15 protein-coding genes and 1 pseudogene are annotated in these 16631 nt (G+C 70.7%); 7 read left to right on the forward strand and 9 right to left on the reverse strand.

Translation table 11 applies throughout. The annotated features are described in order from the left end of the window. Nucleotides 1-13: 13 nt before the first annotated feature. Both ABFX55_RS11685 and ABFX55_RS11690 read right to left on the reverse strand, forming a co-directional pair. On the reverse strand, nt 14-670 hold the full coding sequence (locus tag ABFX55_RS11685; protein ID WP_346120333.1) for a response regulator: 657 nt from the start codon (nt 668-670) through the stop codon (nt 14-16). Continuing rightward, nucleotides 667-1839, reverse strand: coding sequence for a sensor histidine kinase (locus tag ABFX55_RS11690; protein WP_346120335.1), 1173 nt, complete (start codon nt 1837-1839; stop codon nt 667-669). The genes ABFX55_RS11685 and ABFX55_RS11690 overlap by 4 nt, the downstream gene beginning before the upstream one ends. A gap of 134 nt (nt 1840-1973) precedes the next feature. Here ABFX55_RS11690 and ABFX55_RS11695 point away from each other — a divergent pair, with 134 nt between their 5' ends. Genes ABFX55_RS11695 through ABFX55_RS11705 form a run of 3 tightly spaced genes read left to right on the forward strand, consistent with a single transcriptional unit; the run spans nt 1974 to nt 4889 of the window. Then, nucleotides 1974-2882 carry an ABC transporter ATP-binding protein gene (locus tag ABFX55_RS11695; RefSeq protein ID WP_346120337.1) on the forward strand — a complete coding sequence of 303 codons (909 nt, stop codon included), beginning with the start codon at nt 1974-1976 and terminating at the stop codon, nt 2880-2882. Beyond that, the gene (locus tag ABFX55_RS11700) at nt 2879-3685 is read left to right on the forward strand and encodes a hypothetical protein (RefSeq protein WP_346120338.1); all 807 of its coding nucleotides are present in this window, start codon (nt 2879-2881) and stop codon (nt 3683-3685) included. Before ABFX55_RS11695 ends, ABFX55_RS11700 begins: the two co-directional genes overlap by 4 nt. Before the next feature lie 40 nt (nt 3686-3725). Then, nucleotides 3726-4889 (forward strand): alpha/beta hydrolase family protein, encoded by a 1164-nt coding sequence (locus ABFX55_RS11705; RefSeq protein WP_346120339.1) that lies wholly within the window; start codon nt 3726-3728, stop codon nt 4887-4889. 174 nt (nt 4890-5063) lie between these two features. Here the strand turns inward: ABFX55_RS11705 and ABFX55_RS11710 are convergent, their stop codons facing one another. Then, the gene (locus ABFX55_RS11710) at nt 5064-5387 is read right to left on the reverse strand and encodes a sensory rhodopsin transducer (protein WP_346120341.1); all 324 of its coding nucleotides are present in this window, start codon (nt 5385-5387) and stop codon (nt 5064-5066) included. 513 nt (nt 5388-5900) lie between these two features. On the opposite strand from ABFX55_RS11710, the gene ABFX55_RS11715 reads away from it, so the two are divergent. Continuing rightward, a complete protein-coding gene (locus tag ABFX55_RS11715; protein ID WP_346120343.1) occupies nt 5901-6968 on the forward strand; it encodes a hypothetical protein in 1068 nt (355 codons plus the stop codon). Nucleotides 6969-7057: 89 nt separating this feature from the next. On the opposite strand, the gene ABFX55_RS11720 is transcribed toward ABFX55_RS11715, so the two are convergent. Continuing rightward, nucleotides 7058-7582, reverse strand: coding sequence for a hypothetical protein (locus ABFX55_RS11720; protein WP_346120345.1), 525 nt, complete (start codon nt 7580-7582; stop codon nt 7058-7060). A gap of 136 nt (nt 7583-7718) precedes the next feature. Further along, a complete protein-coding gene (locus ABFX55_RS11725) occupies nt 7719-8573 on the reverse strand; it encodes an intradiol ring-cleavage dioxygenase (protein WP_346120347.1) in 855 nt (284 codons plus the stop codon). Between the two features lie 119 nt (nt 8574-8692). Between ABFX55_RS11725 and ABFX55_RS11730 the strand changes: the two genes are divergently transcribed. Continuing rightward, nucleotides 8693-9700: a zinc-binding alcohol dehydrogenase family protein gene (locus ABFX55_RS11730; protein WP_379478978.1), complete on the forward strand. Its 1008-nt coding sequence runs from the start codon at nt 8693-8695 to the stop codon at nt 9698-9700. Nucleotides 9701-9790: 90 nt separating this feature from the next. Here the strand turns inward: ABFX55_RS11730 and ABFX55_RS11735 are convergent, their stop codons facing one another. Then, complete coding sequence (locus tag ABFX55_RS11735; protein ID WP_346120348.1) at nt 9791-11260, reverse strand: M81 family metallopeptidase; 1470 nt, start codon at nt 11258-11260, stop codon at nt 9791-9793. A 12-nt stretch (nt 11261-11272) separates the two neighbouring features. Further along, entirely contained in the window at nt 11273-12421 is a 1149-nt protein-coding gene (locus ABFX55_RS11740; RefSeq protein WP_346120350.1) for an ROK family protein, read from the reverse strand. A 291-nt stretch (nt 12422-12712) separates the two neighbouring features. Here ABFX55_RS11740 and ABFX55_RS11745 point away from each other — a divergent pair, with 291 nt between their 5' ends. Then, nucleotides 12713-13087 carry a helix-turn-helix transcriptional regulator gene (locus tag ABFX55_RS11745; RefSeq protein ID WP_346120449.1) on the forward strand — a complete coding sequence of 125 codons (375 nt, stop codon included), beginning with the start codon at nt 12713-12715 and terminating at the stop codon, nt 13085-13087. Nucleotides 13088-13097: 10 nt separating this feature from the next. After that, the gene (locus ABFX55_RS11750; RefSeq protein ID WP_346120352.1) at nt 13098-13514 is read left to right on the forward strand and encodes a VOC family protein; all 417 of its coding nucleotides are present in this window, start codon (nt 13098-13100) and stop codon (nt 13512-13514) included. Between the two features lie 389 nt (nt 13515-13903). Here the strand turns inward: ABFX55_RS11750 and ABFX55_RS11755 are convergent, their stop codons facing one another. Further along, complete coding sequence (locus ABFX55_RS11755) at nt 13904-14434, reverse strand: hypothetical protein (protein WP_346120353.1); 531 nt, start codon at nt 14432-14434, stop codon at nt 13904-13906. Nucleotides 14435-15033: 599 nt separating this feature from the next. Continuing rightward, nucleotides 15034-16162 (reverse strand): annotated as a pseudogene (locus ABFX55_RS11760) (IS630 family transposase). Between the last annotated feature and the right edge of the window lie 469 nt (nt 16163-16631).

The following is a 16631-nucleotide window of genomic DNA, read 5'->3' on the forward strand; positions in this document are numbered from 1 at the left end:
TCCGCGCGGTCGGTCAGCGGGACGGGGAGGCCAGGCCCGCGTCGTAGGCGATGATGACCAGTTGGACCCGGTCACGGGCATCGAGCTTCTGGAGCAGGCTCGCCACGTGCGCCTTGGCGGTGCCGGGGCTGATGTGCAGCTTGGTCGCGATCTCGGCGTTGGACAGGCCGCGCGCGACCTGGATCAGCACCTCGCGTTCCCTCCCTGTGACGCCCGCGAGCTCGCGCGGCTCGGGCACGGGGGCGGGCCTGGCGGCGAACTCCTCGATGAGGCGGCGGGTGACGCTGGGCGCGATCAGGGCGTCTCCCGCGGCGACCACCCGGACGGCGGACAGGATGTCCTCCAGCGCCATGTCCTTGACCAGGAATCCGCTCGCCCCTGCGCGGAGGGCGGCGTGGACGTTGTCGTCGTCGTCGAAGGTGGTCAGGATGAGAACCCTGGCCGCGGGCGCGTCGGTGGTGATCATCTGGGTGGCCTCGATGCCGTCCATGCCTGGCATGCGGATGTCCATCAGCACCACGTCGGGGCTCAGCTGTCTGGCCAGCTGTACGGCTTGGGCCCCGGTTCCTGCTTCCCCGACGACGTCGACGTCCGGTGTGCCGGCGACGACCATGCGCAGTCCGGCGCGCACGAGGGGCTGGTCGTCTGCGAGTACGACACGGATCTTCACGGCGCCCCTGCCGGAATCGGCAGACGTGCGGCGACCCGGAAACCGCCCTCGGGCCGTGGCCCGGCGATGAAGTGGCCGTTCAGCAGCGCGACCCGTTCTCGCATCCCAGGAATGCCGAATCCGTCCCCCTCGGCGGTGGTGGTGCCGCGCCCGTCGTCGACGACCTCGATGCGCAGTTCCTCGCCCCCGTAGTCGATCGACACGTGGCAGTGCGGCGTGCCCGCGTGCCTGACCACGTTGGTCACCGCCTCCTGGACGATGCGGAAGGCGGACTGGTCGACGGGGGCGGGCAGCGGACGGCGCTCCCCCTGCCAGCGCAGGTCCACGTGGACACCCGCGGCGGTGGTCGTGGCCATGAGCCGGTCGAGGCTCGCCAGCCCCACCTGTGGTGAGGGCGCTTCGCTCCTGCGCAGCACACCTACCATGCTCCGCAGCCCTTTCAGGGTCTCCCTGCTGGTGGTCTCGATGGCGTCCAGCACGTCGCGCGCCTGCGCCGGGTGGGCGTCGATCACCCTTCTTCCCGCGCCGGCCTGGATGGCGATGACGCCGATGCTGTGGGCGACCATGTCGTGCAACTCCCGGGCGATGCGCAACCGCTCGGCCGTCACCGCCTGGGCGGCGGCGTGCGCGCGCAGGGCCTGGCCGTACTCGCGCCGCTGGCGGATCGCGGCCCCTGCCAGCCAGGCGAGCACGACGAACGCGGCGAGCAGGATCGTCAGCGCGAGAAAGCCGGGGGCGAGGGCGCGGTAGCCGTTGCGCCACAGGTCCAGGTGCCAGGCTGCTTCCTGGACGGCCAGCGTCACGCCGGCCACGGTGATACCGGCCCGGTGTGTCCGCGTGGCCGCGATGAGTCCGACCAGGATGTCGGCCGCCAGGAGCACCGGCCAGATCTGCTCGGCCGAAACTCCCGCCGCCATGGCGGCTGCCACCTCGCCCAGCATCACGACCAGCACCGGCGCCGGCCGGCGCCGCGCCCACACAAGAGGCAGCGCCATGGCCACGGCCACACCGGCAAGGGCCATGCCCTCCGGATGGACGTCCTCGTCCTCGTTCAGCAGCATGACGTACTGCGTCACGGCGAAGATCGCCACGGCACACCCGGTCAGCACCGCCGACGTGCCAGGCGGCAGGCGTTGCAGCAGAGGGGGCCGAGGCGGTTCGTGGTGCACGCGGTCGATCGTAGCCACCCCCCGCCGGCCGGGGCATCGGCCTGGCGGCGTATGCCCGCAGGCCACCCCCGTGCCGCCGAATGCCGCCCACGGCCAGATGCCCCAGGGGGACGGCCTGCGGCAGCGTTGGCCCGGTGATCGAAGTCAACGGACTGACCAAGCGCTACGGCGCCGCGACGGCGGTGAACGACCTGACATTCACGGTGCGTCCCGGGCACGTCACCGGTTTTCTCGGCCCCAACGGCGCGGGCAAGAGCACCACGATGCGCATGATCCTCGGCCTGAACCGGCCGACCAGCGGGAGCGCCACCATCGACGGCCGGCCGTTCGGGCGGCACAGGGCCGGGTTGCGTCACGTCGGCGCGCTGCTGGACGCGGGCGACGTGCACCCAGGCCGTAGCGCCGCCGCGCACCTGTGGGCGCTGGCCCGCGGTAACGGACTGCCCCGCCGCAGGGTGGCCGAGGTGTTGCAGGAGGTGGGGCTGGAGGGCGTCGCGCGCCGCAGGGTCGGCGGGTTCTCCCTCGGCATGCGGCAGCGGCTCGGCATCGCCACCGCTCTGCTGGGCGACCCGCCCGTGCTGCTGTTCGACGAGCCGGTCAACGGGCTCGACCCCGAAGGCGTGCGGTGGGTGCGCGGCCTGTTCAGGGGCCTGGCCACCGAAGGACGCACGGTCCTGGTCTCCAGCCACCTGATGAGCGAGATGGAGAACACCGCCGACCGCCTCGTCGTCATCGGCCGCGGCCGGCTGATCGCCGACCAGACTCTCGCCGAGTTCGCGGCGCGCGGCACCCGCGCAGGCGTCGCCGTCCGCACGCCCGCCCCCGCCGAACTCACCGCCGTGCTGACCCGCGAAGGCGCCGTCGTACGGCCGGAGGGCGCGGCTTTGACGGTCACCGGGCTGAGCGCGGCTCGCATCGGCGAGCTCGCCCATCAGCGCCGGATCATGCTCCACGAACTGGCACCGCACACGGCGTCGCTGGAAGCGGCGTTCATGGAGCTGACCGCCGGCCGCACCGAGTACCTCGCCGGTGACCGCCGGTGATCACCGCTCCCCGTCCCAGTTTCCGTGATCTGCTGGCCGCGGAGTGGATCAAGTTGTGGTCGCTGCGCTCGGCCCGCTGGGTGCTCGGGCTCGGCGCGCTGGCCGTGATCGCGCTTGCCGTACAGGCGAGCATCGACGCCTACGGCGCCTGGCCCACCTTCACCCCGATGGAGAAGCTCAGGTTCAACCCGATGACGGAGGCCTTCAGCGGTCTCAGCGCGGTCCTGGTGATGATCGGCGCGGGCAGTGTGGGCGCCCTGACCCTCGCGGGCGAGTACGCCAGTGGCCTGATCCGCACCACGTTCATCGCGATCCCCGCGCGCCTGCGCGTGGTGGCGGCCAAGGCCGCCGTCGCGACGGGCGTCATGCTCGCCACCGGCACGATCCTCGCCCTCGCCACGTACGGCGTGAGCCAGGCCATCCTGTCCGGCCGTGGGGTCGGCGCCTCGATCGGCGACCCCGGTGTGCTGCGCGTCCTGGCCGCGAACGCGCTGCTCGCCCCCGTGTCGACGCTGATCGGCATGGGCATCGGCGCGCTGTTGCGGCACACCGCGGCCACCGTCGTCACGGTCTGCGCCGTCCTGGTCATCCTGCCGACCTTCTTCAAGCCGACCGTGCACCAGTGGGCCAACGACCTGTACGCCCTGTTCCCCTTCTACGTCTGGCGTACCTGCCTGTCCCTTGTGCATCCCCGCACCGAGCCGGCCCTGCCCACGATCGCGGGCTCGTGGCTCGTGTTCGCGCTGTGGCCGCTCGCCGCGGTGGTCCTGGCCCTGATCGTGGTGCGCCACCGCGACGTGTGAACGCACCCTGCCCCCCTTCACGAACAGCGAGAGGAAACCGATGAACATTCATGGAGCAACTGGTCGCGCACTCCTGCCGCGACTCGCGGCGGCCGCCCTCCTGACGGTGACGGCCTGCCTCATCCCCGCCGCCTCCGCTCACGCCGAGGACGTCCGGCTGGAACTCCCCCGCCCGACCGGTCAGTACCTGGTCGGACGCGACACGCTGCATCTCGTCGACAAGGAGCGCAAGGACCCCTGGGTGCCGGAGGCGGGCGCGCGGCAGTTGATGGTGTCGATGTACTACCCCGCCCAGTCCGGCACCGGCGCTTCCTCTCCCTATCTGACCATTGAGGAGGCCACGTCGCTGCTGCGGAGAAAGGTTCCGGGCGCCACCATCTCGCCCGAGACGGTGGCCGCCACCCGCACCCATGCGCACACCGGCGCCCGCCCGAAGAAGGGCCGCTTCCCGCTGGTGGTGCTCTCGCCCGGCCTGGGTCTGCCGCGCGCCAGCCTCACCTTCCTCGGCGAGGACCTGGCCAGCCGCGGATACGTCGTGGCGCTGGTCGACCACGCCTACGAGTCGTCCGGCACGACCTTCCCCGACGGGCGCACCCTCACCTGCGCGCCCGTCTGCGACCAGCCCAAACCGCCCGAGGGCGGGCTCGCGACCATCACCAGGAGCCGGACCAAGGACATCTCCTTCGTCGTCGACGAACTGACCGACCGCCGTCCGGTCTGGAAGAACGCTCGCATGATCAACTCGAAGCGGATCGGCATGGCCGGGCACTCCCTCGGCGGCGACGCCGCGGCCGCCACCATGGCAGCCGACAAACGGGTACGGGCAGGGGCCAACCTGGACGGCACCTTCCACCCCACGGTTCCCGCCGACAGCCTGGGCGATCGTGCCTTCCTCCTGCTGGGCAGCCAGGCCGACCACATCCCAGGCAAGGACCACACCTGGGACGGCAGCTGGCCGAACATGGGCGGCTGGAAGCGCTGGCTCACCGTCGCCCGTACCGATCACACGAGTTTCACCGACCTGTCGATCCTGCAGAAGGAGGCCGGCCTGTCCGGCCCTGACGCCCTCTCCCCGCAACGCTCCCTGGAGATCACGCGGGCCTACGTCGGCGCCTTCTTCGACCTGCATCTGAAGGGCAGGAAGCAGCCGTTGCTCACCGCTCCGTCCCCGGCCAACCCCGAGGTCGCCTTCCACACCCCCTGACCTGGCCGATCTCGATGCGCTGGACGTGACGGCCCTACCAAAGTCCAGGGCGCGCCCGGAGAGTCCCCCCGGCCGCCGAGACCCGTGCCGTCTCCGGACACGGGTCTCGGCGGCCGCACCTGTCGGACTCCACGGCGAGGTTCTCTCACCGGCGTGCTGGCGTCCCGTTCACAGTCAGGCCGTCGGCCGCCGCGCCTTCGGCACGTCCTGGTTCGCCGGGTGGGGCTGCACGAGCACTGGCGTGTCCGACACGACCACGACGGAATACGGCAGGCTCGGGGACGGGAGGTCGGAACCGACCAGGTCCTCCAAGATCGGAGACTGCGTGCGCTGCGGAGGAATGATCAAGCGGAACGGCCCCAGCGGCTGACCGCCCTCCGCACAGAACGTCAGCTCGACGTGGGCGTTGCAGGAGCTGATGTTGAACAGGCTGAGCTGATCGCCGGGCATGCACCCGTCGGTGATCGCCATCTTCCAGTTGCCCACCATGGTGCTCATGCGCGACTCCCGTCTGCTACTGCGGCAGTCGTCCCGCTACCCCGTTATCTCGGAGTCACGCTTGTCGTGCCCGCCGGCCTCCGACAGATCGCCTCCGGCGCATGGTGACCGCGCGGCTTCAGGCTCCGCCGGCCGGCACCACCGCCGAGTCGCGCTCGCCCGAGACGACGAGGACATCGGGAGCCTCCAGTCGGCGGGGCCCGCACCACCAGATAGGCGTACGTTGACTCCGTTGTAGGCGCGAGCCGAGTGCTGCCCCGGATCGCCATGATGATCTACCCTGCCGGGATGACTCACTCCCGAGCATTGCACGGGTGGCGGACAGCGGCGCCGGCCGTACTGGCGCTGAGCCTGGTTGGCTGCGCGAGTGGAACGGCCACGACGCCCCAGCGCGCGAGCACCCCCACGTCTGCACGCCCGCTTCCCGCGCCGACGGAGCAGGCGGGTTGCGCGGCTGCCCCGCGGGCGGCCGACCAGCTGCGGCCTGCCGCCGTACGAAGCTCGGGGTGGCGGTTGCTCTGGCGCGACGAGCCCATAAGCTTCCTCCACAACGCCAGCCTCCTGCGCGACGGCACGCTCTGGGCCATGTACAGCGAATGGGAGAGCGGGAAGAAGCAGGCGCGGCGATGGGACGGCACGGCGTGGACGCGACCACTGCGGATGCCGCCGGTGCCGACGATGCCCGACGAGGACGCCCCCGAGGGTGACCAGAATCTGGTGGTGCCCTCCGCCGACGCTCCGTGGGTCCTCCAGGAGGACCCGGACAGCGCCTCCGGGTGGTCACTGCTGCGCTGGAACGGTTCGACATGGCGGGACGAGCAGGTGGCGTTCGCCGACGTCAGCGCCTCGTGGGCGAGCGCACGGGGGTCGTGGGCCACGGTGGGCGACTGGTCGATGCGGTGGAGCAGGACGGGGTGGCAGTCGGCGCGGCTGCCCGCTCCCAACCCGCTCTTCGTGGGCGGCACCGACGAGGAGCCGTGGGTTGTCGGCAAGGACTCCGGCCCCGACTCCCCCACCCGCGTCCCGCGCCTGGCCCGGTGGACGGGAAGCGCCTGGCAGGAGGTGCCGCTCCCGCGGCCCGCGCTGCCGCCGGACGCCGAGCGCGTGGTCAACGACTCGTTCTGGGCCGGCACCGGCCTCACCGAGCTGTCGGCGGCGGTACGCACGGGCGAGGCGGAGTTCTGGGTGCTCGGCAGGTACGAGTGGGCAGAGCTCGAGCCCCACGGCCAGAAGGTCGTGACGTTGGCCCGGCTCGTCGCGATGCGCAGCCAGGCGGGCAGGTGGAGCTGCTTCTGGGGTCCGGCGACCACGCGAGAGGAGAAGAGGATCGGCTTCGAAGAAGCGATGCCCGACGGAGCGGGCGGTCTGTGGGCGACGACAGCCGATGACGAGATATGGCACCTGTCGGGCGGGCGCTGGACGCGCGAACGCCTTCCGGTCCGCGGCGGTGGTCACGCTGTCGTGTACGACCTGGTCGCACAGGACGGCCTCGTCTACGCGCTCGGCGCCATCCGCCGGCCTCGCGATCCCGCGAGCTCCGTGTACAACCAGGGTGCGGCCCTGTGGCGCCTCAGCCCGTGAAGGTCGCCGACACCTCGAGGGCACGCCCGCCACGGGAGATCGAGCTGTCGACGGGGGTGAGCGGGAGTATGTCCATGCACACCTGTAGCTCAGCGATGGGCTTGCCTGGCGGTGCGATACCGGAGAAGGCCGGGGCCGCGCCACAGCCCGATGGCGATCGCCATCGCGAAGACCGGGACGGCCAACGCGGGCAACGGCCACAGCAGTCCGTCTCGTGCTTCTGTGGCGATCACTCCTGCCGCGTTCAGGGCGGCCACGGGCAGCAGGCAGGCGGCCGCGCCAGCCGTTCTTGCCCGCCATCGGCGCCGGGCCGCCCATGTGGCCAACGGCAGGAGCACCATCAGGGCGGGCACAGCGAGCAATGTCCCTGCGAACAGCCCGACGACACCGCCCACCAGGGAGATCTGCGCCAGCCCTGCCAGGAACGCGAGCCGGTCCACGTGTTCGGCGCCGGGAAGGGCGCTGATGAGGAACACCTGTGCGGTGATCACCCCTGTGAAGGCGCCACCCGCGGCGCCGGTGACGAGCATCCGGCCGGTGATGCTCAAGGCGGTGCGTCGGCCCGAAGTGGTCTCGGGCGGCGTGGGTGGCAGCCGTCGGAAGATCGCCGTCACCGCCACAGTGTCGCATGATGTCCGCCCCTGCCCTGCTGTGAGGCGCTGGAACCGGCCGCGCACTGTCTCGTTCACCGCGATCCGAGGCGGTGGCCGCCCTGTTCGATCTGTCCGGTCGGCCGCTCGGGGACGCCGGTTAGACGGCGACCGAGAGGCTGACGGCGAGACCTGAGCTCACGCTGCCGGTGACGGTGCCGAGCTGGCTCGTGTGCCCGTCGCCGAAGATGCCGTCACTGTCCAGGGACACCTGTGACAGGTTGTGCACGCTCTGGCTGTAGCCGTCTGTCGCGTACACCGCCTCGCAGATGTCTCGGGGCAGCGCTATCTGCGAGACGGCGATCTTGTGGTCGGGGCTCGTGGTCCTGGCCAGGCTCGGGTAGACCTCGAAGTGGATGTGCGGCCACCGTCCCGTGTAACAGGCAGGGAAGACGCTCTTGAAGGTGAGCTTCCCTTCGCCGTCGGATTCCTGGACGCCGCGCAGGTAGTTCTCGCTCGCGATGCTCTCGGAGTACATCGAGTAGTTGCCGTCGCGGTCGCACTGCCACAGGTAGACCGCCGCGCCTGACAGGGCCGAGCAGTCCTTGGAGGTGTCGAGGAGGGTCAGGTCGACAGTGAGGGGCACGCCTTCGGCGGTGCCCGAGGCCGAGCCGACGCTGCTGCGGATGTCGCTGCGGACGACGCCGCTCTCAGTGAGGATGTTCGGGCCGTTCGAGCCGTCACCCGGGTACGGCCCCGCGGTCTCCTCCGGGATCTCCGCGCACGTGGCGCCCGATGCGGACGCGCCTGCGCTCGACGCGGACGCGCCTGCGCTCGACGACGCGCTGGGCGGCCTGCTCGAGGACGTGTTCGACGCGGTGCCGGTCGAGTCGCTGCCGCAGCCGGCCAGCGTGGCCAAACCGGCGCCGGCCAGCAGCCCCAGAACCTTCCGGCGTTCCAGCAGCGCCGAGATGTCGAACTGGAGTCCCCTGTCGAAGATGTCGTCGTGCTGCATGGGTACTCCAGGCCGGAAGAGACTGTCATCGAACTCTAGTCGAGCTCACCCGGGCCGGCCCGAACCATCACCCTGCGCAACTGTGACGAGTGGCATGTGACCATGGAGAGGTGGGACGCATGATGACGGCCTGGGTGGTGCGGCGGCCAGGTCCCATGACGACAGGGCCGTTGGAACGGGTACGCCTGCCCGTGCCGGAACCGGCCAGGGGCGAGGTGCTCATCCGGGTCGAGGTGTGCGCGGTCTGCCGTACTGACCTGCACCTGGCCGAAGGGGACCTGACGCCTCGGCGCCCCGGCACGGTCCCGGGGCATGAGGTCGTGGGGCGGGTCGCGGCGCGGGGCGCCGACGCCGACCGGTTCCAGGACGGCGAGCGGGTGGGGGTCGCCTGGCTACGCGCCGCCTGCGGGAGGTGCCGCTACTGTGCCCGCGGCGCCGAGAACCTGTGCCCGTACTCGCAGTACACCGGATGGGACACCGACGGCGGCTACGCCGAGTACCTGACCGCGCCGCAGGACTTCGTCTACCCGCTGCCCGACGACCAGCCGGCCGCAGCCCTCGCCCCGCTGCTGTGTGCCGGCATCATCGGCTACCGGGCGCTCATTCGCGCCGACGTCCCTCCCTGCGGGCGCCTGGGCGTCTACGGCTTCGGAGCCTCCGCCCACCTCACCACGCAGGTCGCCCTCGCTCAGGGGATCACCGTGCATGTGATGACAAGGGCACCCGAGGCCCGGCGGCTGGCGCTGGAGCTGGGCGCCGCCTCGGCGCAGCCCGTCTACGCGGCAGCGCCCGAACCGCTCGACGCCGCCATCCTGTTCGCTCCCGTCGGCGATCTCGTCCCCGTGGCCCTGGCTGCCCTCGACCGCGGAGGCACCCTCGCCGTGGCAGGCATTCACCTGACCGACATCCCGCCGCTGGTCTATCAGGACCATCTGTTCCAGGAGCGCACCCTGCGCAGCGTCACCGCCAACACCCGGGCGGACGGGCGGGCCCTGCTGGAGTTCGCCGCCCACCACCCGTTGCGCGTCGCCACCGTGCCCTACGAACTCGACGAGGCGGACACGGCGCTGTCGGACCTTGCCGCCGATCGAGTGACGGGCGCCGCCGTGCTCCACGTTAACGGCTGACACCCACGCGACCGCCCGGCAAGAGGACTACAGCACGCGCCGCACACCACGCCACATCACCGCCGCCCGTGCTCCCCGCCGTTCACCGGCTCACCGTGTGACGACGGTGAGGTCCGCGGCGAAGCCGCGCTCCAGGGGGAAGATCGGCCGGAGCAGGCGCTCGTACGGCAGCCGCTGCAGGTCCTGGTCGACGCCGCCCGGCGTCAGGGCCAGCAGCCAGTCCCCCGCTGCGTCGAACAGCTCCGGTTCCAGGTAGCCGATCTTCACGACCACGAGGTCCACCGTGCTCACGGTGACACCGAGCCGGGTGTAGGAGGCCAGCTCGCGGTACTGCATCCGCCGGGAGGTGACGAACACGCTGAGCCCGCCCACCCGCACGCTCGCGCACCGCCCGCCGTCGGGGTCGTCGGCGACCGCCTCCAGGACGCCTTCGAGCGGAAGCGGGCCCGGATCCCGCGAGTCGATGCGTCCGCCGACGCGTACGCTGACCGGTGAGCCGAGCGGCAGGGCGGCGACCCGCGCCACGGCCTCGGGGTCGACCAGCGAGGCGTACACGGCCCGGATCGAGCCGTCGGCGATCTCCGGGCGAGCCAGCGTCCGTTCGAGGGCGAAGGTGACGTCGTCGGCGCCACCGGCTCCGGGGTTGTCGCCGGAGTCGCTGATGAAGAACGGCCGCCGGGCGGGATCCTTGACCGCCACCATGGCCTCGGTGAGGCATTCGTCCATGGAGCCGGTGGGGGCGACGAAGGCGAACTCGTCGCGCGCCGCCCAGAAGTGCTCGGCGAGCTCGCGCGCCGCCTCGGCGGTGACGGCGGCGTCGGTGCCCGTGGCGACGACGGCGCCGCTGCAGCGGGGCTCGTCGGCCCAGGCGAAGCCGATCCAGATCGCCGCGTCGATGACGCCTTCCCTGGACTCGATCTCAGGGATGCGGGCGTACAGCCCTCTGGCCGGGTCGAGCCGGGTGCTGGTCATCTCTCCTGGCAGCAGGATCGGCACGTGGACGAGGGCCCTGTGCGGGCGCTGTCCGCGGCGGAGCGCGTCGACCAGGTTGCGCGCCGCGCGCTCACGGGTCTCCCACACGTCGACGTGGGGCGCGGTGCGGTAGCAGGTGAGCAGGTCGCACCCGTCGAACAGGGCGTGGGAGACGTTGCCGTGCAGGTCCATGGCCGCGGAGACGAACGGTTCAGGGCCGATGACCGACCGGATGGCGGTGACGAGGTCGCCCTCGGCGTCGTCGCGGCCGGCGACGCTCATCGCGCCGTGGATGTCGAGCAGCACGCCGTCCAGGGGTCCTGCAGCGGTCAGCCCGTCGAGGATCTCGGCGTGCCAGGCGTCGTAGGTGTCGGGGGCGACCGCACCTCCGGGAAGGGCGCGCGCGTGGACGAGCGGTATCCACTCGACGTCGGCGGCCCACGGCTCGGCGGGTGAGAGCCAGCCGTACCGTGCCAGGAGGCTGTCGCCGCGGGTGACGTCGAAGTCGTCGGCGGTGCTCAGGTGCGGCGAGAACGTGCTGGACTCGATGTGCACGCCGCCGACGGCGACGCGAAGGGGATGGGGCACGGGCGGGGCTCCTCAGGAGGATCGGACGTCGGCCTTCGCGCGCACCAGATGTCCGAGGCCGGTCAGGGCCGCATCCGGGCCCGCGATGCCGGCCTCGATGGACAGGGACTGGGTCATGGACGGCAGGCAGCGCTCGTAGAGCATGCTCCTGGCCGCGGCCACGTAGACGTCGAGGCTGGACAGCGCTCCGCCGATGACGACGGCGTCGGGGTTGAGGAAGTTGACCAGCCCGGACAGGGCGACCCCGAGCAGCCCGCCGGCGTGGCGCACCATCGTCACGACCGAGGGCTCGGCGTTGACGGTCGCGGCGATGACGTCACGGGTCGTGCTCACCGGCAGGCCCCGCTCCCCCAGCTGGCGGGCCAGGGCGGCGCCGCCGGCGACGGTCTCCAGGCAGCCGCGGCTGCCGCAGGAGCACTCGCGCTCGCCGCTGTCGGCCACGCGGACGTGGGTGACGTCTCCGCTGAGCCCGCGGCCCCCGCGGTGGATCCGGCCACCGCTGACCAGGCACCCGCCGATGCCGGTGCCGGCCTTGACGTAGATCATGTCGCCGGTGTCCCTGCCGCGGGTGATGTACTCGCCGATCGCGGCCGTCTTGGCGTCGTTGTCGACGACGACCGGCACGTTGAAGCGTTCCCTCAGGTCGGCCTGCGCGTCGAAGCCGCTCCAGCCGGGCATCCGGGCCGGGCCGATCAGCCGTCCGTGCGGGTACTCAACGGGTCCCGGCAGCGCCAAGCCGATCCCGAGCAGCGCCTGGCCCGGCGCGGTCGCCGCCCTGATCCGCCCGAACGCCTGCGCGACGGTGTCGAAGACCTCCACAGGGCCTGCCCCGATCTCGATGGCCACTTCCTCCGTGGCGAGCAGCCGGCCGTCGGGTGAGCACAGGCCGATGCGGGCGTGCCTGGCGCCCAGCTCGCACACGGCGAGGACGCCGCCGGCATCGCGCAGGCGCAGGATCCGCGGCCGCCGTCCACCGGTGGAGCGGCCCATGCCCTCCTCGAGGATGGCGCCCTCCTCCAGCAGGCGTCGCACCACGCTGGAGACGGTAGAGGGCGCGACCCGCAGGGTCTCCACGAGATCGGCACGGGACGTGGCCTCGCCACTCGCCAGCAGACTCAGGGCCTGCTCGCGCAGGTTGGCGGGACTCGATGGGTCCGACATGCCGCTCCTTCCTACGGGCGGTCTCCCCTGCCCCGCGTCGCACGACTCTAGCTCGAAAAAAGTAGGCGAAACAAAGTCCATTAGTTCCGGCGACTTCATGCATAGCCGTCTATGAATCCCCGCATTGAGCGCAGCGAAGAGACCCCATGGAGAGCAGATCCCACAGCCGCGGACTCCGTCCCCCTTCCGCGCTCGTAGCTGTGCGCCGGCACCGGCGGGCGCCCGGCGCTGTGGGATGGTGGTGAGGTGACGTTGGAGGACCTCGTCCGGCTGCGCCGGGCCCGTGACCTGATGGATCGCGACTACGCCGACCCGCTCGACGTTCCCGCGCTGGCGCGTTTCGCCCTCATGTCGCCGGGCCATTTCTCCCGCAGCTTTCGCGCCGCCTTCGGTGAGACGCCGTACAGCTACCTGATGACGCGCCGGATCGAGCGGGCCAAGGCGCTGCTGCGCAGAGGTGACCTGACGGTGACGGAGGTGTGCTTCGCGGTCGGCTGCACATCGCTGGGGTCGTTCAGCTCGCGCTTCAGCGAACTGGTCGGCGAGAGCCCGAGCGCATACCGGGCCCGCCGCCATGACGAGGGCGCCGCCATCCCGGCCTGCGTCGCGAAGATCCACACGCGCCCGGTCAGGAACGGAGAAGCGAAACTGGCCCCTGGTCCGTAGCGTGAAACGCATGGACATCAGGCTTTCGCAGTGCTTCATCGCCGTCGACGACCACGACAAGGCGCTCGCCTTCTACCAGGACGCTCTCGGCCTGGAGGTGCGCAATGACGTCGGGTTCGAGGGGATGCGCTGGGTGACCGTCGGGGCGCCGTCGCAGCCCGATGTGGACATCGTCCTCGAACCGCCTCTCGCGGACCCGAACGCCTCGCCCTCCGACAGGAAGGCCATGGCGGAACTGCTGGCGAAGGGCCTGCTGGGCGGTGTCATCTTCACCACCGACGACTGCGACGCCACCTTCGAGCGCATCAGCGCCGCGGGTGGGGAGGTGCTGCAGGAGCCGGTCGACCAGCCGTACGGCGTGCGTGACTGCGCCTTCCGCGATCCCTCAGGGAACATGCTGCGCTTCAGCCAGCCTCGCAAGCAGTGAGCGCCGGTCCCGCGAACCTCGCCGCAGGCGTGGTAGACCCGGCAGCGTCCCGGTGGTGCCCCCACCGGGCCCTGGCGGGGCACAGGCCGTACGCTGCCGGAGCACCATCGGCGTGGGCTGCCATCGGGGCGGCGACGTGCGCGGCGTTCCGGCCCGCCCCACGCAGGGTGTTGGAGGCGAACGACCGCTGGAATTCCAAGCCACTTAGCTGAGCCCCGGATGGCTCACACGGTTCCGCGCCACAGCCAGGGGTCGTGCAATTCCACCACGGTGGACGAGGCGTTGCACCGGAGAATCGCCCGGCCGACGAGCGAGCGCGAACCGCTCGCCCGTTGCCTTGCTGGGCACGCCCGAGTGCGCGCCGCCTACCGGCGCGCACCACGGCGTAGTCAGCGGGCCTGCGTGAACTGATACAGCAGCGGGCCGTCGAGCTTCCAACCCGGCTCGTTCGCCAGGATCTTCTCGGTGTGCGCTTCGATCGCCAGGCGCCACCTGCCGTTGTTGGTCAAGCGGAAGATCTTCACGACCTTCCCCGACTTGGCCGACGGCGCGTACCCGAGGACGCCCTCGTACCGGAAGCTGCCCGAGGCGACGAGTTTTTCACGCTCGGAGTCGGATCCGGTGATGATGTACGACGCCTTGTGCGTCCAGCGCAACCGGTAGAGCGGCTTGCCGCCCGGGAACGGAGCAGACGACAGGTAATACATCGGCGTCTTCGTCACAGACCAGCCGTGTGCGGTGACCGCCCTTTCCTTCTCCGTCTCGCTGGCGGTGTAGAAGAAGCCCCCGTCCTTCGTCAGGAGCTCGTAGAGCTTCACCCGATGGTCGGCGATGCTCGTGGCCTCCTTCACCGGAGCGGTCCCGGGGTCAGCCGACGCCGGGGCGGCGGCCCCCAAGGACAGGGCGGCGCCGAGCGCCACTGCCAGCCCGATGCGAACAGGACGCGCTATACGGCCGAACGTCAATGCCATGGAAGTAGTGATCCCTCTGTGTGCAGGTAAGTGTCAGTCAGACGGCTGCTCGAGGCGTCACCGGTGATGTCGGCATCGGATTCTCCCGCCATGGGATACGAACCATGGCGCCGAGGGCTCCGTGATCGCGTCCGTCTCGCGGACGCTCGCCGCCGGGCACAAGCCAGCTCAGTACTCGAGAGCAGTCACCCATTCGCCTGTCCCTGGGCGGCTTCGCCTACGCCGACCAGCAACCTGGGCGTGCCCAGCCTCCCAGCCGATCTTCAGATGATCGAGACTCAGAACGGCCATCCTTCGCGGCTTTTCTGCCGTTTCAAGATCCTGGGCGACAGCGGACACTGACCCGCCTCGCTTGACCAGAGCCCTCCTCACTGGCTTGCCGGTCCAGTCGACCGGCGCGTTCCCCCCGACGCGACCACCCGCCTGACCGGTTCGCGGGGCCAATCCCGCTATTCACGACTTTTTGCGGCGTCTTGCCCATCGGCCGTCTCTACCCGAAACGACGGGTGCCTAGTGCGGTGACCACGATCGTTCACCGGCTTGGATGATCATGCGGCTCGCGTGGCGGGGCGGCCCCAGCGCCGCTGCTTTTCGCTGCGGACCCGGGCGCGTTCGCGGCGTTGAGCGGCTAGGACGTCGGGGTGGCGGGCGTTGGCGTTGCGCCAGCGTAGGTAGGCCTGGAGTTTGCGGGTCTGCACGACGTGGTTGGGATGGTTGGAGTTGCTCATCACGAAGGTGCGCAACGGCCCGAACTGGGCTTCTATCGGGTTGGCCCACGAGGCGCTGGTCGGCGTCAGACAAATCTCGACCTTGTTCGCCGCAGCCCAGGCGCGGATGGCCGGTGTCTTGTTGGCCGACAGGTTGTCGCAGATGAGGTAGATCGGTGCGCCGTCCGGGCGGGCTTGGCGGATCGTCTTCAGGGCGGCCAGCGTGTTGGCGCCGCCCTTGCGCTCACGCACCACGCCCCACGCCCCACGCCCCACAGCTGATCGTCGCCCAGGCTGTAGCAGCCGTGGAAGTAGCGCACTCCGTGGGTGCGGGTGTAGCTGGCCGGCCGGCGTTCTGGTTTGCTCTGCTCGGCCCAGCTGGAGCCGGGCTGCGGCCGGATCGACAGCGGCCCGAACTGGTCGAAGGCAAAACACCGGGTCGGGAAGCGGGTGGTGACCTCCTCGAGCCGGTCCAGCTTGGCCTCCCGGTCGGGGTCGGCCGACTCCTTCCAGGTCCGGGTGCGCTGGAAGGAGATCTTGTGTTCGCGTAAATACTGCCGCAGCCGCTCGCGACCGACGATCACGACGCGGGTCGGGGTGTCGGCCAGGTAATCGGCGAGCTTGCGGATGCTCCAGCGGGTGAAGGGCCGACCCAGTTCCTCGGGCCGGGTGGTGGCCGTCGCGACGATGAAGTCCTCATCGCCCGAGGTGATGCGGCGGGGACGGCCTCCCGCCCGGTTAGGGTCCAGCGCGGCCAGGCCCCGTTCGTTGAAGGCGTGGATGACATCGCGCACGGTGTCCTCATCGGCTGCGACCGCGCGATCGCCGCCACCGTTGTGCCGCTGGACGACGCCATGACGATCAGCGCCCTGCGGACCCGGATCGAGTCGTGCTTGCCTCGCCGGACCAGCCGTTGCCGGGTCTGACCTTCATGATCGGACAGCCGCCGAGCCCGCACAGGCTCCGCCATGCGCTTCTCCTCTGCTCGTCATCGTTCGTATCGATACGACAGTGGAGGACAACCCGGCAAAACCCGCGCAAGCCGCACGGCGCGTCCCAGAAGATCCGGTGAACCTAAGTGGTCATCGCACTAGCGTGACCAGGAGGGAAGGCGGAGAAGACGGTGAGCCTACGGCACAACTGGTCAGTGCGAACACGGCTGACGCTGTTGTCGAGTGCCGTGATGGCGCTACTGTGCGCGGGCATCTGCGCGCTGATCCTGATAGCCGGACACGAACGCGCAGTGGACGAGCGGATCGACCGGCTACTCCACGATTCAACCCTGCGGATGGCGCACCTCATCGAAGGCGACAGGCTCTCGCCCGTGATCAGAGACGAGCATGTCACCGCCATCCAGGTGGTGGACCCTGGCGGCCGGATCATGGCGGCGAACGCGCCTATGATCGGCAAACCACGACTCGCCTCCTTCACCCCACAGC

The sequence above is a fragment of the Nonomuraea roseola genome, from assembly GCF_039535395.1.
Classification (GTDB): Bacteria; Actinomycetota; Actinomycetes; order Streptosporangiales; family Streptosporangiaceae; genus Nonomuraea; species Nonomuraea roseola.

Coding starts and splice junctions, on each gene's coding strand:
- ABFX55_RS11705 (WP_346120339.1), top strand. CDS start 3,726: ATGAACATTCATGGAGCAACTGGTCGCGCACTCCTGCCGCGACTCGCG.
- ABFX55_RS11710 (WP_346120341.1), bottom strand. CDS start 5,387: ATGAGCACCATGGTGGGCAACTGGAAGATGGCGATCACCGACGGGTGC.
- ABFX55_RS11725 (WP_346120347.1), bottom strand. CDS start 8,573: ATGCAGCACGACGACATCTTCGACAGGGGACTCCAGTTCGACATCTCG.
- ABFX55_RS11730 (WP_379478978.1), top strand. CDS start 8,693: ATGATGACGGCCTGGGTGGTGCGGCGGCCAGGTCCCATGACGACAGGG.
- ABFX55_RS11740 (WP_346120350.1), bottom strand. CDS start 12,421: ATGTCGGACCCATCGAGTCCCGCCAACCTGCGCGAGCAGGCCCTGAGT.
- ABFX55_RS11745 (WP_346120449.1), top strand. CDS start 12,713: ATGGATCGCGACTACGCCGACCCGCTCGACGTTCCCGCGCTGGCGCGT.
- ABFX55_RS11750 (WP_346120352.1), top strand. CDS start 13,098: ATGGACATCAGGCTTTCGCAGTGCTTCATCGCCGTCGACGACCACGAC.